Source organism: Alteraurantiacibacter buctensis (genome assembly GCF_009827655.1).
In the GTDB taxonomy this organism is placed as follows: domain Bacteria; phylum Pseudomonadota; class Alphaproteobacteria; order Sphingomonadales; family Sphingomonadaceae; genus Alteraurantiacibacter; species Alteraurantiacibacter buctensis.
Genome location: NZ_WTYV01000001.1, coordinates 586,255 through 606,967 on the forward strand (window position 1 = coordinate 586,255; position 20,713 = coordinate 606,967).

The following is a 20,713-nucleotide window of genomic DNA, read 5'->3' on the forward strand; positions in this document are numbered from 1 at the left end:
GGGGCGCGACCCTAAGGCTGGTGGGCGACTTTCTTGGGGAAACGACGTGGTGGATCTGCAACTGCCGGCCGCAATGACGGCCATGGCCATTTCTGCGCCCGGCGGGCCGGACATGCTCCAGCCCGAACAGCGACCGCTGCCCATGGCGGGCCCGGGCGAGGTGCTGGTCCGCGTGGCCTATGCCGGGGTCAACCGGCCCGATTGCCTGCAACGCGCCGGTGCCTATCCCCCGCCGCCCGATGCCAGCGACCTGCCGGGGCTGGAGATCAGCGGCACCGTGGTGGCGCTGGGCGAGGGAGTCGATCCCGTATGGCTGGACCTGCAGGTCTGCGCCCTGTGCAACGGCGGCGGCTATGCCGAGTATTGCGTGGTTCCCGCCGGGCAGTGCCTGAAAGTGCCCGCCGGCCTCTCGCTGGCCGAAGCGGCGGCGCTACCCGAAACGCTCTTCACCGTGTGGCACAACGTGTTCCAGCGCGGCGGCGTGCGCGATGGGGAGTTGCTGCTGGTCCACGGCGGCACCAGCGGCATCGGTTCGCTGGCGGTGAAGCTGGGGGCGCTATTCGGCCTGACGGTGATCGCCACCTGCGGCAGTGCGGAAAAGTGCGCCGTGGCGCTGGACCTGGGCGCGGCTCACGCGATCAATTACCGCACCGAGGATTTCGTCGCCCGCGTACACGAGCTGACCGGCGGGCGCGGGGTGGACGTGGTGCTGGACATGGTGGCCGGCCCCTATACCCAGCGCAACCTCGATTGCCTGGCCGTGGACGGGCGACTGGTGACCATCGCCACGCAAGGGGGATTCAAGGCCGAGATCAACGTGGGCAAGCTGATGGTGCGCCGTCTCTCACTCACCGGATCGACCTTGCGGCCCCGCAGCGCAGCCTTCAAGGCAGCCCTGGCAGCGGAAATCGCGCGCGAGGCCTGGCCGCTGGTGGCCGATGGCTCGCTGCGGCCGCTGCTCCACGGGGTGCTGCCGCTTGAGGAGGCGGCGCAGGCGCACCGGACCATGGAAGCGGGCGAGGTGATCGGCAAGATCGTCCTCGCGATCGGGAGAGAGAACTGATGGCAACCTTTACGCGCGAGGGGCTCTATGCCGCCGCCGAGAATTACCTGGATGCGCTGGTGGCGCACGACGTGGCGCGGCTGAAGCTGGCCCCCGGCGTGGTATTTACCGAGAACAACGTGCAGATCCGCCTGGGCGATGGCCAGTGGAACACGGTGACCGCGCGGCGCGATTCGTATGACCTGAAGTGTGCCGACCTCACAACCGGGCAGGTGAGCTGGATCGGCGTGATCGAGGAGCGCGGCCATCCCGCCATCATGATGATGCGCCTGGCCGTCACGCCCGATGGCGCGCTGAGCGAGATCGAGACGATCATTTGCCGCGAGCACGAATACGGCCCGTTCCCCAACTTCGAAGGTTACGACAAGCCGCGCCCGCTGCTGCTGGCCGATGTGCCCGAAGGCGAACGCTCCAGCCGCGAGGAGCTGATCCGCATTGCCAACGGCTATTTCGAGACCATCGAGCTGAACGACGGTACGCTGCACACCCAATTCACCGATGACTGCAACCGCATCGAAAACGGCCTGCAGACCACCAATACCGAAATCGAGGGCTATCCCATCGCCCGCATGGGCACGGCGGACCAGTTCCGCCTGGGCCAATACATCTATGACGACCGCCTGCGCGACCGGCGCTATCCGCTGGTGGACGAGGAGAAGGGCATCGTCTGTGCCGCCGGCTTCATCGACCACGCCGGCAAGGTGATCGATGTGACCTGGACCGATGGCAGCGTGCACAAGTCGATCTTCCACTTCCCGCACAGCTTCGTGCTGCTGGAACTGTTCAAGATCGTCGGCGGCAAGATTGCGGAAGTCGAGGCGGTGTTCGTGACCGTGCCCTACAACATGGTCTCGCCCTGGGTGAAGCCACAACCCTATGTAATCGAGGGATAATTTCTCTGTAAATACCTCTGTCCCGGCTGGCCGAAAGGCCGCGGGGGAGGCGGGAGAGCAAATGACCGGCGCGGAGTTGCCGCATTCTGTGCCCGGACTCGACGACGCTTTGGGTAGCTAGATTACTTTCATTCGCGTCGAGATTTGTTGCCGCCGGCCCGCGGCCAACCCCCAGCTTCAGATGCGACGGGAGCCAGCACTCGCGTGGCGGCCATGCCTGGTGCGAACGTTCGGCTAGATGCCGGGACGCCCGCGCCGGTCATTTCCTCCGCATTCCGAAGAACCGGAGGATGGCCCATCCACGCCGCTGCAGACACCGTGGACGCGAATCGGGCTGCACTAGATTTGGTGCTGTAGGAAAGTGTTTTCTGCGCAAAAGCCCTCTCCCTTGAGGGAGAGGGTTGGGTGGGGGTGTGCCACGCAAGCGGCGCACGAAGCGTCACACCCCCGTCACACTGTCCCCAAACCGACGCCAAACCGAGACTCTCCTGCAACAATTGCCCGCCATAGGCCACTAGCAGGAACCGCAGCCAAAGGGGTCCCACCCATGTTCGGCGACTATCTCGACGGCCCGCTGGGCAATACCTTCGCGCGCAAGGTGCGCCTGCCCGATCCGGACCGGCACCAGCCAGCCCATCCCGAACCCACCCCCGGATCGACCGGGGGCGAGCGCCGCCGCTATCGCACCATCTGGATCAGCGATGTCCACCTGGGCACGCGCGGGTGCAACGCGAGGCTGCTGATCGACTTCCTCGACCATACCGACAGCGAGACGATGTACCTGGTGGGCGACATCATCGATGGCTGGCGGCTGAAGAAGAAGTTCTACTGGCCATCTGCCCACAACGACATCGTCTGGCGGATCATGAAGCGGGCCCGGCGCGGCACGCGGGTGGTCTATATCCCCGGCAACCATGACGAGATGTTCCGCCAGTTCACCGGCCTCAGCTTCGGCGGGGTGGAAATCCGGCGCGCGGCCTTCCACGATACCGCCGATGGCCGCCGCCTGATGGTGCTGCACGGCGACGAGTTCGATACCGTGATGCTGGCCCACCGCTGGCTCGCCTTCGTGGGCGATGCCGCCTACCACGCGCTGATGGCCCTCAACCTGTGGGTCAACGCCGTGCGCCGGCGGCTGGACCTGCCTTACTGGTCGCTGTCCAAAATGGCCAAGCACAAGGTCAAGAACGCGGTCGAGTTCATTTCCCAGTACGAGGAAGTGGTGGCCCGCGCCGCTGCCGAGCGCGGCATCGACGGGGTGGTCTGCGGCCATATCCACACCGCCGAGCACCGGATGTTCGGTGACGTGGAATACTGGAACGATGGCGACTGGGTGGAAGGGTGCACCGCGCTGGTCGAGCATTTCGACGGGCGCATGGAGATCCTCCACTGGCCGCAGGAAGTGATCAGGCGCGAGGCTGCGGCCCGCGAGGGGGCAGGGACTCGAGGGCAGGCACCGGCCCTGCGGCAGGCGGCCTGAGGTGCGGATCGCGATCATCACCGATGCCTGGACGCCGCAGGTCAACGGCGTGGTCCGCACCCTGGCGATGGTGACGGGCGAGCTGCGGGCGATGGGGCACGAGGTGCTGCTGGTGACCCCGGATCAGTTCCGCACCATGGCCTGTCCCGGCTATCCCGAAATCCGCCTGGCGATGGCCGGCGCACGGCAAGTGGGCGCGAAGCTGGCGGCCTTCCGCCCTGACGCCATCCACGTGGCCACCGAAGGCCCGCTGGGCTGGGCGGCGCGCCGCTGGTGCATGGACGAGGGGCGGCCGTTCACCACCGCCTATCACACGCAGTTCCCGCAATACCTGGCGCGGCGCACGGGCCTGCCCGCGGGCCTGTTCTGGCCGGTGATCCGCCGCTTCCACCGCCGGGCCTCGGCGATCATGGTGGCCACCCCCACCATCGCCGGGGAACTGGAGGAGCACGGCCTGCAACACATCCGCCCGTGGAGCCGGGGCGTGGATACCGCGCAGTTCCACCCCGATCATCTGCCGCCGGAACTGTTCCTGCGCCTGCCGCGCCCGATCCAGCTCTATGTCGGCCGGGTGGCGGTGGAGAAGAACCTCGACGCTTTCCTGGGCAACACGCACCCGGGATCCAAGGTGGTGGTGGGTGACGGGCCGGCGCTGGCGGCGCTGAAGGCCCGCTATCCGCAGGCCCACTTCCTGGGCGCGCAGAGCGGCCCGGCGCTGGCCGCCTGCTATGCCGCGGCCGACGTGTTCGTCTTCCCCAGCCGCACCGACACCTTTGGGCTGGTGCTGGTGGAGGCGCTTGCCTGCGGTACGCCGGTGGCGGCCTATCCAGTGGCCGGGCCGCTGGACGTGCTGGTGCCCCAGGCGGGCGCGATGGACGAGGTGCTGGAACGCGCCATTGCCCGCGCGCTCGCGCTGGATCGGGCGCAGTGCCTGGCTCATGGCCGCAGCTTCAGCTGGGCCGCCAGCGCACGGCAGTTCGTGGCCGCGCTGCATCCGGTCACCGCGTCGCCGGCAAGCGAGCCCCCGGCCCTGCGCGCGGCGGCCTAGTGTGAATCGCTTGCCGTAGAGGGGTAAAGGGACTAGACCGTGCCCCAGCAGGCCGCTCCGCAAGGGGCGGCCCTTTTATTTCATGCCGGAGATTCGCAAGTGGCCCAGCCCACCCCTCTGATGCCCCACGCCACCGCTTCGTGGCTGGTCGACAACACCGCCCTCAGCTTCGAGCAGATTGCCGAGTTCTGCGGGCTGCACATCCTCGAAGTGCAGGCGATGGCGGACGATCTCGCCAGCTCCAAGTATACGGGCCGCGATCCGGTCCACTCGGGCGAGCTGACCCATGCCGAGATCGAGAAGGGCCAGAACGATCCGGAATACCGGCTGCGCATGCAGAAGGCCCCGGTGGATGTCAGCCGCACCAAGGGCCCGCGCTATACGCCGGTGTCCAAGCGGCAGGACAAGCCGGACGGCATCGCCTGGATCATCCGCAACCACCCGGAAATCTCCGATGCGCAGATCGGCAAGCTGATCGGCACCACCCGCAACACGATCAACGCGATCCGCGAGCGCAGCCACTGGAACATCCAGAACATCGTCGCCAAGGATCCGGTGACGCTGGGCCTGTGCAGCCAGCGCGAGCTGGACGCCGCCGTGGCCCGCGCCGCCAAGAAGGGCGTTGTCCAGGCCGATGCCGATGATGCGACCGAGGAAGTGGTGGCCCCGCGCCGCGACGACCGCGAGGCGCTGATCGAGGAACTGAAGGCCCAGCGCGAAGCCGCCACCCGCGCCGCCAGCGAAGCCGCGCAGGAAGCCGAGGCCGAAGCCTGGCTGCAGGCCAAGCGCGCCGCCGAGGCGAACGAGGGCTGATCGGACATCCCACCCTCAACCCCTCCCGCAAGCGGGAGGGGAGCGAGCCTAGTCGTAGCGGGGTGGCTTCCCATTAAACCCAAACGAAAAGGGCGGCCTTCGCGGGCCGCCCTTTCTCTTTGCGCGATGGGCGGAATTCAGACCGCCAGCGTCAGCTTCGGTTCGGCCGTCTCGCCGCGCGGGGCGAACCGGCCGTTGACGGCGGCACCCTGCTCGATGGTCAGCGTTTCGTAGGTCACGTCACCCTCGATCCGGGCGGTCTTCAGCACCACCAGTTCGCGCGCGCTGATCGTACCCTTGATCTGGCCGGACAGGCGCGCCCGCTCGGCGGTGATGGCGCCCTCGATCATGCTCTTCTCGCCCTGCACCAGGCTGGCGCAGGTAACATCGCCCACCACGCGGCCGTCCACGTGCAGGTCGGCCGAAGCCTCGATATTGCCCGTGATGGTCACGTCCGGGCCGATGACCGAGAAGGTCGCGCCGTTAGCCACGGGTCGCGTTCCCGTGATTGGCGATGAAGTCCGCGCGGGCTTCTTCGAGAACATCGGGGGCGGTCTCCAGGAAGGGGCGCGGGTTGACCGCGCGCCCGTTGATACGCACTTCGAAGTGCAGGTGCGGGCCGGTGGAGCGGCCCGAATTGCCGATGCGGCCGATCACGTCGCCCGCCTTCACGTCCTGCCCCACGCGGCTGGCAAAGCGCGACATGTGGGCATAGCGGGTGATCATGCCGTTGCCGTGGCTCACTTCCACCACGTTGCCATAGCCCGACTTCACGCCCACGAAGCTGACCGTGCCATCGGCGGCGGCGTGGATCGGTGCACCATGGGGGGCGCGGAAATCGAGGCCCGCGTGCATCGCAGCATGGCCATTGAACGGATCGCGGCGATAGCCGAAGCCCGAGGAGATCGAGCGGATATCGGCCGGCATAACCTGCGGGATTTCCTGCAGGCCGCGTTCCAGCGAGGCCATGCGCGAGAGGCTGAGTACCATGCGCTCGAAGCGTGGGTCCAGGCTGCCGTCACGCCCGGTGACGAGCTGTTCCAGCGGGCCGCCCATCGCTTCCTCGTCGGCCACCATCATCATCTGCGGGTTCAGGCCCAGGCGGCGGATGGCGCTTTCCGCGCTCTGCGCGCGGCGGTCGGCATAGCGGGTCACGCGTTCCACGAAGGCCAGCTGGCGGGCCTCGATCCGGGCGAGGCCGGCGGCGCCGGGAATCTCGCGCTCGATCAGCGAGATCAGCTCATCGGATTCCTTGCTGGAATCGGACACCGCGCCCACGGCGCTGGCGCCTTCGGCTTCCACCGGGGCCACGGCATCCTCGGGCAGCATCTCGGCAATGCGGTCGAGCACGTCCTGGCGGCGTTCGAGGTCGGCGGTGGTGGCGGCCAGGTCATCGCCATAGTCGGCCAGCCGGTCCTCGGCCTGGGCCACCTGTGCCTCGCGGCTGAGCAGGTCGGCGCGCTCGGCACTGGCCTGGTACTGGCTGAAGGCCATCGCGCCCATCGACACGCCCCAGCCCAGCAGCACGGCGGCGGCGAGGCCGGCAGCGGTCATCTGCATGCGCGAGGAAATCTTGATGAAACGCACCTGCCCGTCGGACCGCATGAAAAATTCACGCTCCGGGAACATGGTGCGCAGGCGGTTCATGAAACCGCCGGCGAAAAGCTTGTCCAAAACGACCCCTTCAGGTTTGTATCGTTCGACCCCGCGAAGTCCGTTAGCGGTCCCACCCCGAGAGTCGACTCGGGCCGTTTACCTTTGGGGCGAAACGAAGGCGGCCTGCGACGAGTCGTTGGACCCTTTCCGGAATCGCTTGCCCGCCGGGGCGAATCGCCTGCCGGCGGCAACCGATTCCTGCCTGACAAGGCGGGCGTGCAGTGGTATCCGCCCGCCCCATGGAACAGGCAGCAGCACAGCAGACCACCGATGTCACCACCCTGGTGGAGGACCTCGCCCGCGCCGGCCGCAAGGCCCAGCGGGTGCTGGCCGGGATGCCGACGGCGGACAAGGCGCGCGCGCTGCAATCCGCCGCGGACGCCCTGCGCGCCGCCGCGCCGCAGATCCTTGCCGCCAACGCGGCAGACCTGGCGAACGGCGAAGCGAACGGCCTCACCGCCGCCCTGCTCGACCGGCTGAGGCTGGACGACAAGCGGCTGGAAGGCATTGCCGCCGCGATCGAGAACGTGGCCGGGCTGCCCGATCCCGTGGGCCAGGAAATCGACCGTTCGCAGGCGCTTGCGGGCATGACGCTGGTGCGCCGGCGCATTCCCATCGGCCTGATCGGCATCATCTACGAAAGCCGCCCCAACGTGACGGCGGATGCCGCCGCCCTGTGCCTGATGAGCGGCAATGCCGCCCTGCTGCGCGGGGGAAGCGAGGCGGTCCATTCCAACCGCGCGATTGCGAAAGTGATGGGCGAGGGGCTGGCAGCGGCGGGCGTGCCTGCAGAAGCAATCCAGCTTATCCCCACGCAGGACCGCGCGGCGGTGGGCGCCATGCTGAAGGCTGCGGGCCTGATCGACATGATCGTGCCGCGCGGCGGCAAGAGCCTGGTGGAGCGGGTGCAGAACGATGCCCGCGTGCCCGTGCTGGCCCATCTCGATGGCATCTGCCACACCTATGTCCATTCCGCCGCCGATCCGGCGATGGCGAAAGCGCTGGCGGTCAACGCCAAGCTGCGCCGCACCGGTATCTGCGGATCGATGGAAACGCTGTTGCTGGATGCCGCCTTCCCCGCCAGCGTGGAGGTGGTGCAGGCGCTGCTCGACGGCGGCTGCGAAGTGCGCGGCGATGCCCGCGCCCAGGCGCTCGACCCACGGGTGAAGCCCGCCAGCGCGAACGACTGGGACACCGAATACCTCGATGCGATCCTCTCGGTCGCCGTGGTCGACGGGGTGGATGCGGCGATGGACCACATTGCCCGCCATTCCAGCCATCACACCGATGCCATCGTCACGGCAGACCAGCAGGTGGCCGACCGTTTCCTGGCCGAAGTGGACAGCGCCATCGTGATGCACAACGCCAGCACCCAGTTTGCCGATGGCGGCGAGTTCGGGCTGGGCGCGGAAATCGGCATCGCCACAGGCCGCCTGCACGCGCGCGGCCCGGTGGCGCTGGAAGGCCTCACCACCTACAAGTGGCAGGTGCTGGGCACGGGCCAGACGAGGGCGTAACCCGTTACATTCCGGCGATTGCGCCGGGGGAGAGAACCGATGCGCTACAACACCCTTGGTCGCACCGGCCTCGTCGTATCCGAGCTGTGCCTGGGGGCGATGACCTTCGGCAACAGGCCCAGCGGCTTCTTCCAGCATGACCTGGACCAGGCGGGTTCGACCGCGCTGGTGAAGCAGGCGCTCGCCGCCGGGGTCAACTTCATCGACACCTCGAACAACTATACCGAGGGCCAGAGCGAGCAGTTCGTCGGCCAGGCGCTGCGCGATCTGGGCGTGGCGCGCGACCAGGTGGTGATCGCCACCAAGGGCATGGGCCCGATGGGCACCGGCCCCAACGACAGCGGCTATGGCCGCCAGCACCTGCTGGCCCAGATCGACGCCAGCCTGGCGCGGCTGGGGCTGGACCATGTCGACCTCTACCAGATCCACGGCTGGGACCCGGTCGCCCCGATGGAGGAAGGGCTGCGCGCGCTGGAGGACATCGTCCGCTCGGGCCGGGCGCGCTATGTCGGCGTGTCCAACTGGGCCGCCTGGCAGATTGCCAAGGCACTGGGCATTGCCGAACGGCGCGGGTGGGACCGGTTCGTGTCCAACCAGGCCTTCTATGCCGTTGCCGGTCGCGACCTTGAGCGCGAACTGGTGCCGATGATGCGATCCGAAGGGCTGGGCCTGATGGTGTGGAGCCCGCTGATCGGCGGCCTCCTTTCGGGCAAGTACGATTTCGCCGCCGATGGCACGCTGTCGGGCGAAGGCCGCCGCGCCACGCTGGATTTCCCGCGCGCCGACAAGCGGCTGGCCCATGCGGCGGTGGAAGCCATGCGGCCGATGGCGGAGGCGCGGGGCGTGGGGGTGGCGGCAATTGCCCTGGCCTGGCTGCTGCACCAGCCGGTGGTCTCGTCCGTGATCGTGGGGGCCAGGCGGCCCGAGCAACTGGCCCAGAACCTGACCGCCAGCGACGTGGAGTTGACCGCCGCAGAGATGGCCACGCTGGACGCCGTTGCCCCGCTGGAAGACGAATATCCCGTCTGGGCGATCAAGGCGCAAGACACGCGCCACGGCTTCCGCCTGACCCCGCCGCGCACGGCCAAGTGACCGGCGGCCCGCTCACCGGCCTGCCCACGGGACTTTTGGGCGGCAGCTTCAACCCGGCGCACGGCGGGCACCGCCGCGTCAGCCTGTTTGCCGCCAGGGCACTGGGGCTGGACGAGGTGTGGTGGCTGGTGTCCCCCGGCAACCCGCTGAAGCCGAAAGCTGGCATGGCCCCGCTGGCGGCCCGCGTCCGGTCCGCCCAGCGCCAGGCCAAAGGTGCGCGAATCCGCGTCACCGCGATCGAGCGGCAGCTTGGCACGGTCTATACCGTCGACACGCTGCGCGCGCTCAAACGCCGCTTTCCGCGCCGCCGCTTCGTGTGGCTGATGGGGGCTGATAACCTCGCCCAGTTCCACCGCTGGAAGGCCTGGCGGCAGATCGCCCGTGAAATGCCGATTGCCGTAATCGCCCGCCCCGGGTATGATGACGCCGCTTTGGCAAGTCCTGCCATGGCCTGGTTGCGGCGTTACCGGTTGGCCGCACCCGCGTTTCGCAACCGGGGCGAATGGAGCGCACCTGCGCTGATAGAACTGCGTTTCGATCCCGATCCGCGCTCGGCCACGGCCCTGCGACAGGCGGATCCAGATTGGGCAAGCCGCTACAAGGGCGTGCTTACCCGGGATCATGTGACGCATTCACTCATCCACGACGGCACGGAGGGCAGGGGCGCATGAAGCCATCCTGCCGCCCTTTCGGTTGTGGCCAGGCTGACCTTCATTCCCCAAGCACGGAGCAGAAAACGTCGCGATGAGTTCTGTCCAGATCAGCCAGGCCCACGGCCTGATGGCAAGCACCGGAACCGCAACCTTTTTCACCATGACCAGCAATCCAGACCACACCGCCCCCGTCCCGGCCAGCGCCGCGATCAATGCCGAACCCGGCTCGCTGCACGCCTTCATCCTCGACCAGCTCGATGAAGACCAGGCGCAGGACCTCGTGTCGATCCCGCTCGCCGGCAAGACCTCGATCGCCGATCACATGATCGTCGCCTCGGGCCGCTCCACCCGCCAGGTCGCCTCGATGGCGATGAAGCTGGCCGAGAAGCTGAAGCAGGGCGGCTATGGCCCCGCGCGGATCGAAGGCCTGCCGGCTGCCGACTGGGTGCTGATCGACGCGGGCGACGTGGTGGTCCACCTGTTCCGCCCCGAAGTGCGCAGCTTCTACAACCTGGAACGCATGTGGGGTTTCGGGGAAGAGAAGGCTTCCTGATTGCATCGGCCCATCCGGGCCGATGTCCTCGGTGTTGTTCGCTCCACCACGTTACGCGGCACCTGCGGGCGGGCGCCCAATCACTCTGGCGCCCTTGCGGTCCACTGGTCGCGGACCGTGCCAGAGCTTGCCCGCAAAGGCTGATCGGGCCAAAAGCCCGCAAGCGCGAATGCGCGCCCGCAGCGAAGGCCGTCAGGCCGGGAGCGAGGATAGCCAAGGGGCCGGATGGCCCCGCCGGCGCTTGAGGCGAAACACATATGCTCCTCCACGTCATCGCCCGCGGCAAGATTGCCCGTTCGCCCGAGGCGGAACTGGTGGCGCGTTATGAAAAGCGCATTGCCTGGCCACTGAAGCTGACCGAGCTTCCTGAAACGGGCGGGCGCGTGGCCGAGGCGCTGACGCCATGCCGCACGGTGCTGCTGGACGAGAAGGGCAAGGACCTTTCTTCCGAACACCTGGCTGAAATCCTCGAGAAATGGCGCGATGGCGGTATCCGCGAATGCTGCTTCTTCATCGGTGCTGCCGATGGCCACAGCCAGGCCGAGCGGGACGGGGCGGACTTGCTGATCGCCTTTGGCAAGGCCACCTGGCCCCACCTGCTGGTGCGCGCCATGCTGCTGGAACAGCTGTTTCGCGCCACCGCCATCCTTGCCGGGCACCCCTATCACAGGGCAGGATAGGCCTTATGCGCCGCTTCGCCCCCATCGCCCTTGCCGCCGCCCTGCTGGGCTGGACCGCGCTGGCGCAGGCGCCAGTGGTCTATGACGATGCCGGGGAGACCCGCGAGGCCCTGCAACAGGCTCTTGCCGGACGCGAGGCTGCCGCCGCCCGCAGCGAGGTGCTGGAAGCCCAGGCGCGCCAGACCGAGGACGAGGCCGAGCGAACCGCCCGCCAGGCTGCTGCCCTTGCCGCGCGCATCCAGCAGGCCGAGGCCGGCATCGCCGCCGCCCGCGCCCGGTCCACGCTGGTCAGCCGCGAGCAGGCCCGCCTGCAGGCGGAACTTGGCCGCGAGCAGCGCCCGATCGTCTCGCTCACCGCCGCGCTGCAACAGTTCGCCCGCCGGCCCGTGGTGCTGGGCCTGCTGCGCCCGGGCGAGATCCGCGACCTCGTCTACCTGCGCGCGGTGATGGCCGAGGCGGTGCCGCAGGTGCAGCAGCGCACCGTGTCCCTGCGCCGCAAGATCGACCGCACGCAGCAACTGGCCCTTGCCGCGCGCCAGGCCGCCACGGTGTTGCAACAGGAACAGGCCGCACTAGCCCAGCGCCGCCAGCAACTGGCCGCGCTGGAGACCCGCCAGCGGCTGGCCTCCCGCGCCGTCGGCAGCAGCGCCAACCGCGAGGCCGAGCGGGCGCTGGCCCTGGCCGAACAGGCGCGCGACCTCGATTCGCTGGTGGACGAGATGGAGCAGGCCGCCACCCTGCGGGCCAAGCTTGCCGCGCTGCCGGGGCCGGTGCTGCGGCCCGGATCGGGTGGCGCGGGTGAGGATGGCCCGGCGCTGGCCGCTCCTTCCGCCAGTGCCTCTGCTCCTGCCTCTGCCCCTGCGCCCTACATCATGCCGGTTACCGGGCGGACGCTGGCGGGGTTCGGCGCGGAGATCGACGGCACGCTCAGCCAGGGGCTCACGCTGGCCCCCGCAGCCAATGCCCAGGTGGTGGCCCCGGCGGCGGGCCGCGTGGCCTATGCCGGGCCCTATCGCGGCTATGGCCAGATCGTCATCGTGGAACATCCCGGCGGCTGGACCAGCCTGGTCACCGGCCTTGCCCGCAGCGACGTGGCGGTGGGGGCAGAACTGGTGGGCGGCGCACCCATCGGCGTGGCAGGGCCGGGCCGCCCGACCATCACGCTGGAACTGCGGCGCGGGGGCCAGCCGGTCAATCCGCTGGACCTGACCCGTTGAACGGCAGCGTGCCAGTCCTCATCTGGCGTTAAGCCCCCGCCTGCGATAGAAGCGCACCGGGACTCTTGCCGAGGAAGACCTGTCCACATGAAATTCGCCTCCCTGCTGCGCGCTGCCGCTCTCAGCACCGCCGTGGCCGTGCTGCCGCTGACCACCGCCGCTTTCGCCCAGGTGGAAGGCAACGCTTCGCCCGAATTCGCCCGCCTCTATGCGGTCTACCAGCGGATCAAGGCGAGCTATGTCGAGCCGGTGGAAGACGAGGTGCTGTTCCGCGGCGCGATCGATGGCATGCTCGCCTCGCTCGATCCGCACAGCGGCTATCTCGATGGTTCCGCGTTGCAGCGTCTGGAGACGATGATCGACGGCAACTACCAGGGCCTGGGCATCTCGATCCAGATGGACGACGGCGCGGTCAAGGTGGTCAGCCCGTTCCGTGGCAGCCCGGCGGACCAGGCCGGGATCAAGGCGGGCGATTTCATCACCCATATCGACGGGCGGCTGATCTATGGCCTGGAGATCGACGAGGCGGTGCAGCAGATGCGCGGCCCCGCCGGCACCAGCGTCAACCTCACCCTGTTCCGCGCCGGGCGCGACGAGCCGGTGGAAGTGACCGTGACGCGCGGCGTGATCGAGCTGGAGCCGGTCACCTCTGAACTGAAGGACGGTGCCATCGGCCACATCAGCGTCAACGAATTCTCCGCCGACGTGGGGCGTGACGTGGCCACGGCCATCGCCACCCTGCGGCGCGAGGCGGGCGGCCGCCTGAATGGTCTGGTGCTTGACCTGCGCCGCAACCCCGGCGGTTCGCTGGACGAGGCGGTGGCCCTGTCCGACCTGTTCCTTTCGCAAGGCCAGATCGTGTCCCAGCGTGGCCGGTCCAGCCGCGATACGATCTACTACGATGCCGAGACGGTCTATCGCGGCGATGCCTTGCAGGGCACCCCGATGATCGTGCTGATCGACGAAGGCAGCGCCTCTGCCAGCGAGATCGTGGCCGGCGCGCTGCAGGACCACAACCGGGCGCTGATCATGGGCGAGCGCAGCTTCGGCAAGGGCAGCGTGCAGACGCTGCTCCCGCTGGGCCGCGACTCCGCACTGAAGTTGACCACGGCGCGCTATTTCACGCCTTCGGGCCGCTCGGTGCAGGAAGGCGGCATCAATCCGGACATTCGCGTGCCGCAATTGTCCGATCCGGATGCCGAGCGCCGCCAGCGCTATGCCCTGCGCGAAAGCGACCTGCGCGGCCACCTGGTCAACGAACTGGGCCGCGAGGACGAATCGCTGGAGCGTGACCGGAACGACGATCCCCGCTTCCAGCTCACCGCCGCCCAGCTTGAGGAGCAGGGCATCGAGGACTTCCAGCTCGATTACGCGCTGCGCACCCTGCGCCGCACCAGCGCCACCATGGCCCGCCGCTGAGGGCTGGCGGGGGCATGACCACCAACACGCAGAAGGCCCGCCTGCTGGCCCTGGCGCTGCCCGCGCTACTGCTGGGCGGGGCCTATGTCTCGCAATACGGCTTTGGCCTCTACCCGTGCGAGATGTGCTGGTGGCAGCGCTACCCGCATTTCGTGGCCGTGCTGCTGGCGCTGGCCGCCTTCGTGCTGCCGCCCAGGCGCCCGCTCGTCATGCTGGCCGCGCTGGCGATCCTGGTTTCCGGCCTGATCGGGGTGTTCCACGCGGGCGTTGAATACAAGCTGTGGGAGGGGCTGTCGGCCTGCACCCTGCCGCCCAGCGCCAGCGCCGATCCGCTGGCCGCCGTGCTGGCCCAGCCGATCACCCGGTGCGACGAGGCGGCATGGACCTTTGCCGGCATTTCGCTGGCCGGGTTCAACGCCATCTTCTCCATCGGCGGCGCACTGGCCATTTTCGCCCTGCTGCGCCGGAAGGAGGCAGCATGACCATTGACCGGCACCGCATGATCCGCGTGGACCAGGCAGGCGAATTCGGCGCCACCCGCATCTATGCCGGGCAACTGGCGGTGATGGGCGATCGCGGACCCCATTCGGCGGAAATCCGCGCCATGGCCGGGCAGGAGGAGGACCACCGCGCCCGCTTCGATGCCCTGATGGCGCGGCGCGGCGTGCGGCCCACGGCTCTCCAGCCGTTCTGGCACGTGGCTGGTTTTGCCCTGGGCGCGGGCACCGCGCTGCTGGGCCCGGAAGCGGCGATGGCCTGCACCGCCGCGGTGGAGACCGAGATCGACGCGCACTACAGCAAGCAGCTCGCGGAGCTGGAGCGCGACGGGGACGATCCCGAACTCGCCGCCATGATCGCCGAGTTCCGCGATGACGAGCGCGAGCACAAGGAGGCCGCCCTTGCCGCCGGGGCCGAACGCGCGCCCGCCTATCCGCTGCTCAGCATGGCCATCCGCCTGGGCTGCCGCGCGGCCATCCGGCTGTCCGAGCGGATTTGACGCAGGTCAGTGTGCCTGCGGGCGCTTCACCTATGGTTCAGGGCGCAGCGTGCCCTATATAGGCCGGGATTACCGAAGGACCGATCCGATGATGCGCCAGTTCCTCCTCGCCACCTGCGCTCTCGCCGCCGGCCTTTGCGCCGTGCCCGCCGCCGCCCAGGATGCGAGCGGAGAGCGGGTGATGATGGTCACCATCCGCCCGGGCGAAGCCTGCCCGGAAAGCCCCGAACCCGATACCATCGTGGTGTGTGACGAGATCGAGGATCCCTATCGCATCCCCAGCGCCCTGCGCGAGGGCCGCAGCCCGGAAAACCAGAGCTGGGCCGAGCGGGTGCGCGCCAACGAGCGGGTGGGCGCTTTCGGGCCAGGTTCGTGCACCAACATCGGCGGCGGATCGGAACTGGGCTGCACCGCGCAGTTCATTGCCGACAACGTGGAGGAACGGCAGAACGGCCCGCAGCGCCGCTATAGCGAGCAGATTGCCGAACAGCGGGCCGAGCGCCTGTCCACCATCGATGCCGATGCCGCGATGACCCAGTCGCGCGTGGAAGCGATCGAGCGCGAGTACATGGAGCGCGAGAACGCCCAGAGCAGCGCCCCGCTGCCGGGCGAGGAAGCGGCTGCTCCGGCCGAAGTGGCCGATCCCGCCGCCATCCCCGATCGCCCGCTGACCACGCCGCGCCCGTAAGCGCGGTGCTAGTTCAAGGTTAACCCCTGCCACGCTATGGCGCGGGCATGAGCAAGCGCATCCTCACCATCTTCGGCACGCGGCCCGAAGCGATCAAGCTGTTCCCGCTGGTCCATGCGCTGGAGGCGGATGCGCGGTTCGATTCGCGGGTTTGCGTATCCGGCCAGCATCGCGGGATGCTCGACCAGGTGCTGGAGATCAGCGGCGTGGTCCCGCACCACGATCTTGACCTGATGCAGCCCGACCAGTCGCTCGACCAGCTGACTGCACGCCTCATCACCGGCCTTGGCGCGGTGATGGATGCCGAGAAGCCCGATTGGGTGGTGGTGCAGGGCGATACCGCCACCGCCATGTGCGGCGCGCTGGCTGCCTATTACCGCAAGATCAGGGTGTGCCACGTGGAGGCGGGCCTCAGGTCAGGCAACATCTACCACCCGTGGCCGGAGGAGGTTAACCGCAAGGTCATCGGCTCCATCGCCGCGCTCCATTGCGCGCCCACCGAGGTGAGCCAGGCGGCGCTGCTCAAGGAGAATGTCGATCCCGCCACGGTCCACGTCACCGGCAACACGGTGATCGATGCACTGCACCGGATCACTGCCAAGATCGAAGCCGATCCCTCGCTGGCCAGCGGGCTGGCTGAGCTTGAGGAACGCTTCAAGGGCAAACGCATCATTGGCGTCACCACCCACCGGCGCGAGAATTTCGGCGGCGGGATGGAGGCGATTGCCGATGCCGTCCGCCGCCTGGCCGCGCGACCCGATGTGGCGGTGATCTTCCCCGTCCACCTCAACCCCAATGTCCGCGCGGTGATGGACGGCGCGCTGGGCGGCATCGCCAACGTGGCGATGATCGAACCGCTCGACTACCCGCACTTCGCGAGGCTGCTCTCGCTGGCCGACCTGATGCTGACCGATAGCGGCGGCGTTCAGGAGGAAGCTCCCGCGCTGGGCAAGCCGGTGCTGGTGATGCGCGAGACGACCGAGCGGCCCGAAGGCATCGATGCCGGCACGGCCATGCTGGTGGGCACGGACGCGGACCGGATCCTGGCGGAAGCTACGCGGCTATTGGATGACCGCGCGGCCTACGAGGCCATGGCGCGGGCGCATAATCCGTTCGGGGATGGGCACAGCGCGGCGCGGATTTGCGAATTGCTGGCTGGATGATCTTGTGAGGTGATTGCCGGGGATGGGGCATGGCTGAATTTGGGTGGCAATATGCAATGCCATCTGTCAGCTTCAATCTGGACTCGAAGGCCCCTTACGCATGGATTATCTGTCTTCAGCGGCTGATAGTCGGCAGCCAACGACCTTCCGATCATTACCCGATTATCAACCAATTTCCGGCAATGCCGCTGCTGACTATCAGCGAGAAGGCATTCCATGCGCGGCGAAAACCTGCCCACCGTTTCCGTTATCGGCCTTGGCTACATCGGCCTGCCCACCGCCGCGGTGATCGCGCGGGCGGGGATGCGGGTGCATGGCGTGGACGTGACCCCCTCCGTGGTCGAGACGATCAACCGGGGCGAAATCCATATCGAGGAAGTGGACCTCGACGGGCTGGTGCAGGGCGTGGTCTCGCGCGGGCTGCTGAAAGCCTCGCTGGATGTCGCCCCCGCTGACGTGTTCGTGATCGCGGTGCCAACGCCCTTCCACAAGGATGGCCAGCACACGCCGGACATCACCTATGTGCTCGATGCCGCCAAGAACGTCGCCCGCGTGCTTAAGGTTGGCGACACGGTGATCCTCGAATCAACCTCTCCGGTGGGCACCACCGAACAGATGCGCGATATGATCGCTGCCCAGCGCCCGGACCTTAAGCTGCCCGGCATCACCGGCGGCACGCCCGATGTCTCGATCGCCTATTGCCCGGAGCGCGTGCTGCCGGGGCGCATCTTGGAGGAACTGACCAACAACGACCGCTCCATCGGCGGCATAACCCCGCGCTGTGCCCGCAAGGCGTTGGCCTTCTACAAGCGTTTCGTGCGCGGCACCTGCGTCACCACCGATGCCCGCAGCGCCGAGATGACCAAGCTGGTCGAAAACTCGTTCCGCGACGTGAACATCGCCTTTGCCAACGAACTTTCCATGGTCTGCGACAAGCTGGGCATGGACGTGTGGGAGGTGATCCGCCTCGCCAACCGGCACCCGCGCGTGAACGTGCTGACCCCCGGCCCCGGCGTGGGCGGGCACTGCATCGCGGTGGACCCGTGGTTCATCGTGGCCGCCGCGCCGCAGGAAACCCCGCTGATCCGGACTGCGCGCGGGGTGAACGATGGCAAGATCCACCACACCATCGCCCGCGCCGCCGCGCTGATCGATGCCAGCCCCACGGCGCGGGTCGCCTGCCTGGGCCTGGCCTTCAAGGCCAACATCGACGACTTCCGCGAATCGCCCGCCCGGCTGGTGGCGGCCACGCTGGCCCGCCGTTATGGCAGCCGCATCTCCATCGTGGAGCCCTATGCCGCCGAGCTGCCGCGCGAATTCGAGGGCACCGGTGCCAGCCTGACCGACATCGATACCGCGCTGGAGACCTGCGACGTGCTGGTCCTGCTGGTGGACCATGACGTGTTCCGCTCCGTCCCCTTGGCAGAGCGGGCCGACAAGCAGGTCTACGATACCCGCGGCGTCTGGCCCGACCAGCCGCGTGCCGTGGTGGACCAGGACGAAGGGGCCTTGCGCAAGGCGGGGTGAATACTCCGATCCTCCCCGTACCGGGAAGGCTTACTCCGGCCAGCGTTCAAACGAGGGCAGCTTTTCCGCCCCGTCCATCCACGCGCGCCGCTCGGCCACCTGGATGTGCATGGTGGGGCGGGTGGCATCGGGGTGGTCCAGCGTGACTGACTGCACGTCGACGATCCCCGGCAGCATGGTCTCGTTCACGAAATAGAGCGGGGTGCCGCACTGGCCGCAGAAATAGCGTTGCGAGCCGCTTTCGCCGGTGAAGCAGCTTGCCTCACCCTGCGTCACGCGGAACTGGTCCGTCCCCACTGCCAGCCAGGCCACCATCGGTGCGCCGCTGGCCATCTGGCAATCGCGGCAATGGCACAGGCCATGCCGTTCGGCCTCGCCCGCAATCGCATAGCGCACCGCGCCGCAGCGGCATCCGCCCGCACCCAGATCGGCCATGTCCCGCCTCCTCAAGCCAGAATCGGGATGGAACGTATCATGAACGCATGGGTCAGGCCAGCGCGATATCCGGCGCGTCTTCCTGCTTCATGCCAACCACGTGATAGCCCGCGTCCACGTGGTGCACCTCGCCCGTCACCCCGCTGGCGAGGTCGGACAGGAAATAGAGGCCCGATCCGCCCACATCCTCGATGGTGACATTGCGGCGCATGGGGGAATTCAGCTCGTTCCACTTGAGGATATAGCGCAAATCGCCGATGCCGCTGGCGGCCAGCGTCTTGATCGGGCCGGCCGAAATGGCGTTTACGCGGATGTTTTCCGGCCCCAGGTCATTGGCCAAGTACTTCACGCTGGTTTCCAGCGCCGCCTTGGCCACGCCCATCACGTTGTAATGCGGCACCACTTTTTCCGCGCCGTAATAGGTCAGCGTCAGGATGCTGCCGCCGTCCTGCATCAGCGGGCGGGCGCGCTTGGCGGCGGCCACCAGCGAATAGGCGCTTATGTTCATCGTCATCAGGAAGTTTTCGAGGCTGGTATCGACATACTTGCCGCGCAACTCGTTCTTGTCGGAAAAGCCGATGGCGTGGACCAGGAAGTCCAGCTTGCCCCAGCGTGCCTCGATCTGTGCAAAGGCGGCATCCAGTGCCGCCATGTCGCTGACGTCGCAATCGATCAGGAAATCGCTGCCCACCTGCTCTGCCAGGGGGCCAACGCGCTTCTTCAGCGCATCGCCCTGGTAGGAAAAGGCCATTTCCGCCCCGTGCTCGTGGAGCTTTCTGGCAATGCCCCAGGCCAGCGACTTGTCGTTCGCCAGCCCCATGATGAGACCGCGCTTACCCGCCATCAGCCCGCTCATTAGCTATTCTCCTGCAAACCCATCGCCATGTCCGCCTCGCGCCCGATCCTGCCTCGCGTCTGCGGTCCGGCCAGGGCGGCATTCAGTTCCGCCCCTGCTACCATCCCTAAGCCGACCAGATAGAAAAAGAAAAGCGCGATCATGATCCCGGCCAGCGAGCCATAGGTCAGGTCATAGGCAAACAGCATGCGGATTGCCCACGGCAGGGCCATCGAAACCAGCACCCACCAGCCCGTTACCAGCACCGCGCCGGGCCACTTGGGATAGCGGCGGCTGCGATAGCGGGCCGGGGTCAGCGTGTAGAACAGCAGGTAGATCGACCCGAACAGCCCCACGCCGGAGACGATGCGGGTCCACGCCAAACGTGAAAGTGCTTCGGTGAATTGCGGGAAATAGGCCCCGATCACCTCGGTGGCGGCGTTCACTGTCACCTGCAGGAACAGCGAAAGGATCAGCAGCAGCACGGCCACGATGATGATGCCGGTGGAAAACAGCCGGTATTGCCAGAAGGCGCGGGTGGCGGGTGCGCCATAGGCGCGGCGCAGGATATCGCGGATCGTCTCGATCAGGCTGCCCACGGTCCACAGGCCCACCAGCCCGCCAACCCACAACAGCCAGCCGGTGCGCGCCTCGATCACGTGGATCGCCACCGGCTGGATCACGTCATCCACCACCGGGGGCAGGGCGGAGAGCAGCGCACGCACGGCGGCGGCGCGGTCCGCCTCCTCGCCCAGCAGGGTGACGGCGGCGGCACCGGTGACAAAGAAGGGAAAGATCGCCAGCAGCGACATGTAGGCCAGGTTGCCCGCGTGGATCAGCCCGTCTTCGTAAACGCCCACGGCAATGCGCCTGACGATGCTGCACGCCGGGCTCGCCAGGAAGCGCCGGACAAGGCCGGGTGGGGGCCCGGGGAGGGGATCGTCTGCGGGTGCTTCCACGACCATGAGGGCAGCCTTACCAGTC

Annotated in this window: 22 protein-coding genes; 17 read left to right on the forward strand and 5 right to left on the reverse strand. The window is 67.8% G+C overall.

What is annotated here, in order from left to right; translation table 11 throughout:
• Nucleotides 1-49 precede the first annotated feature (49 nt).
• From GRI99_RS02765 to GRI99_RS02785, 5 genes are all read left to right on the forward strand, one after another.
• Nucleotides 50-1,063: an NAD(P)H-quinone oxidoreductase gene (locus tag GRI99_RS02765; RefSeq protein WP_337192834.1), complete on the forward strand. Its 1,014-nt coding sequence runs from the start codon at nt 50-52 to the stop codon at nt 1,061-1,063.
• Nucleotides 1,063-1,956: a DUF8021 domain-containing protein gene (locus GRI99_RS02770; RefSeq protein WP_160770461.1), complete on the forward strand. Its 894-nt coding sequence runs from the start codon at nt 1,063-1,065 to the stop codon at nt 1,954-1,956. The genes GRI99_RS02765 and GRI99_RS02770 overlap by 1 nt, the downstream gene beginning before the upstream one ends.
• Before the next feature lie 547 nt (nt 1,957-2,503).
• Complete coding sequence (locus GRI99_RS02775) at nt 2,504-3,436, forward strand: UDP-2,3-diacylglucosamine diphosphatase (protein WP_160770462.1); 933 nt, start codon at nt 2,504-2,506, stop codon at nt 3,434-3,436.
• Between the two features lies 1 nt (nt 3,437).
• The gene (locus GRI99_RS02780) at nt 3,438-4,484 is read left to right on the forward strand and encodes a glycosyltransferase (RefSeq protein ID WP_160770463.1); all 1,047 of its coding nucleotides are present in this window, start codon (nt 3,438-3,440) and stop codon (nt 4,482-4,484) included.
• A gap of 120 nt (nt 4,485-4,604) precedes the next feature.
• Nucleotides 4,605-5,297 carry a DUF1013 domain-containing protein gene (locus GRI99_RS02785; RefSeq protein ID WP_202392894.1) on the forward strand — a complete coding sequence of 231 codons (693 nt, stop codon included), beginning with the start codon at nt 4,605-4,607 and terminating at the stop codon, nt 5,295-5,297.
• Nucleotides 5,298-5,434: 137 nt separating this feature from the next.
• Here GRI99_RS02785 and GRI99_RS02790 read toward each other — a convergent pair whose 3' ends face one another.
• Both GRI99_RS02790 and GRI99_RS02795 read right to left on the reverse strand, forming a co-directional pair.
• Nucleotides 5,435-5,788, reverse strand: coding sequence for a bactofilin family protein (locus GRI99_RS02790; RefSeq protein WP_337192835.1), 354 nt, complete (start codon nt 5,786-5,788; stop codon nt 5,435-5,437).
• A complete protein-coding gene (locus tag GRI99_RS02795) occupies nt 5,781-6,971 on the reverse strand; it encodes a M23 family metallopeptidase (RefSeq protein ID WP_237438078.1) in 1,191 nt (396 codons plus the stop codon). The genes GRI99_RS02790 and GRI99_RS02795 overlap by 8 nt, the downstream gene beginning before the upstream one ends.
• Nucleotides 6,972-7,192: 221 nt before the next feature.
• Here GRI99_RS02795 and GRI99_RS02800 point away from each other — a divergent pair, with 221 nt between their 5' ends.
• From GRI99_RS02800 to wecC, 12 genes are all read left to right on the forward strand, one after another.
• Nucleotides 7,193-8,470, forward strand: coding sequence for a glutamate-5-semialdehyde dehydrogenase (locus GRI99_RS02800; RefSeq protein WP_160770466.1), 1,278 nt, complete (start codon nt 7,193-7,195; stop codon nt 8,468-8,470).
• Between the two features lie 39 nt (nt 8,471-8,509).
• Complete coding sequence (locus tag GRI99_RS02805; protein WP_160770467.1) at nt 8,510-9,562, forward strand: aldo/keto reductase; 1,053 nt, start codon at nt 8,510-8,512, stop codon at nt 9,560-9,562.
• Nucleotides 9,559-10,233 (forward strand): nicotinate-nucleotide adenylyltransferase, encoded by a 675-nt coding sequence (locus tag GRI99_RS02810; RefSeq protein ID WP_337192836.1) that lies wholly within the window; start codon nt 9,559-9,561, stop codon nt 10,231-10,233. Before GRI99_RS02805 ends, GRI99_RS02810 begins: the two co-directional genes overlap by 4 nt.
• Nucleotides 10,234-10,375: 142 nt before the next feature.
• On the forward strand, nt 10,376-10,768 hold the full coding sequence (gene rsfS / locus GRI99_RS02815) for a ribosome silencing factor (RefSeq protein ID WP_160770845.1): 393 nt from the start codon (nt 10,376-10,378) through the stop codon (nt 10,766-10,768).
• Nucleotides 10,769-11,025: 257 nt separating this feature from the next.
• Complete coding sequence (locus tag GRI99_RS02820; protein WP_160770468.1) at nt 11,026-11,448, forward strand: 23S rRNA (pseudouridine(1915)-N(3))-methyltransferase RlmH; 423 nt, start codon at nt 11,026-11,028, stop codon at nt 11,446-11,448.
• Between the two features lie 5 nt (nt 11,449-11,453).
• Nucleotides 11,454-12,665, forward strand: coding sequence for a murein hydrolase activator EnvC family protein (locus GRI99_RS02825; RefSeq protein WP_160770469.1), 1,212 nt, complete (start codon nt 11,454-11,456; stop codon nt 12,663-12,665).
• Nucleotides 12,666-12,752: 87 nt separating this feature from the next.
• On the forward strand, nt 12,753-14,084 hold the full coding sequence (locus tag GRI99_RS02830; protein ID WP_160770470.1) for a S41 family peptidase: 1,332 nt from the start codon (nt 12,753-12,755) through the stop codon (nt 14,082-14,084).
• Nucleotides 14,085-14,098: 14 nt separating this feature from the next.
• Nucleotides 14,099-14,566 (forward strand): disulfide bond formation protein B, encoded by a 468-nt coding sequence (locus GRI99_RS02835; RefSeq protein ID WP_160770471.1) that lies wholly within the window; start codon nt 14,099-14,101, stop codon nt 14,564-14,566.
• Nucleotides 14,563-15,081: a demethoxyubiquinone hydroxylase family protein gene (locus GRI99_RS02840; RefSeq protein WP_160770472.1), complete on the forward strand. Its 519-nt coding sequence runs from the start codon at nt 14,563-14,565 to the stop codon at nt 15,079-15,081. The genes GRI99_RS02835 and GRI99_RS02840 overlap by 4 nt, the downstream gene beginning before the upstream one ends.
• Before the next feature lie 88 nt (nt 15,082-15,169).
• On the forward strand, nt 15,170-15,769 hold the full coding sequence (locus GRI99_RS02845) for a hypothetical protein (protein ID WP_160770473.1): 600 nt from the start codon (nt 15,170-15,172) through the stop codon (nt 15,767-15,769).
• Between the two features lie 47 nt (nt 15,770-15,816).
• Nucleotides 15,817-16,932 (forward strand): non-hydrolyzing UDP-N-acetylglucosamine 2-epimerase, encoded by a 1,116-nt coding sequence (gene wecB / locus GRI99_RS02850; RefSeq protein ID WP_160770474.1) that lies wholly within the window; start codon nt 15,817-15,819, stop codon nt 16,930-16,932.
• Nucleotides 16,933-17,148: 216 nt separating this feature from the next.
• Nucleotides 17,149-18,459 carry a UDP-N-acetyl-D-mannosamine dehydrogenase gene (wecC, locus tag GRI99_RS02855; RefSeq protein WP_160770475.1) on the forward strand — a complete coding sequence of 437 codons (1,311 nt, stop codon included), beginning with the start codon at nt 17,149-17,151 and terminating at the stop codon, nt 18,457-18,459.
• A 30-nt stretch (nt 18,460-18,489) separates the two neighbouring features.
• Here wecC and GRI99_RS02860 read toward each other — a convergent pair whose 3' ends face one another.
• Genes GRI99_RS02860 through GRI99_RS02870 form a run of 3 tightly spaced genes read right to left on the reverse strand, consistent with a single transcriptional unit; the run spans nt 18,490 to nt 20,694 of the window.
• Nucleotides 18,490-18,894 (reverse strand): GFA family protein, encoded by a 405-nt coding sequence (locus GRI99_RS02860; protein ID WP_202392895.1) that lies wholly within the window; start codon nt 18,892-18,894, stop codon nt 18,490-18,492.
• A 52-nt stretch (nt 18,895-18,946) separates the two neighbouring features.
• Entirely contained in the window at nt 18,947-19,750 is an 804-nt protein-coding gene (gene fabI / locus GRI99_RS02865; protein ID WP_160770476.1) for an enoyl-ACP reductase FabI, read from the reverse strand.
• Complete coding sequence (locus GRI99_RS02870; protein ID WP_160770477.1) at nt 19,750-20,694, reverse strand: YihY/virulence factor BrkB family protein; 945 nt, start codon at nt 20,692-20,694, stop codon at nt 19,750-19,752. Before GRI99_RS02870 ends, fabI begins: the two co-directional genes overlap by 1 nt.
• Between the last annotated feature and the right edge of the window lie 19 nt (nt 20,695-20,713).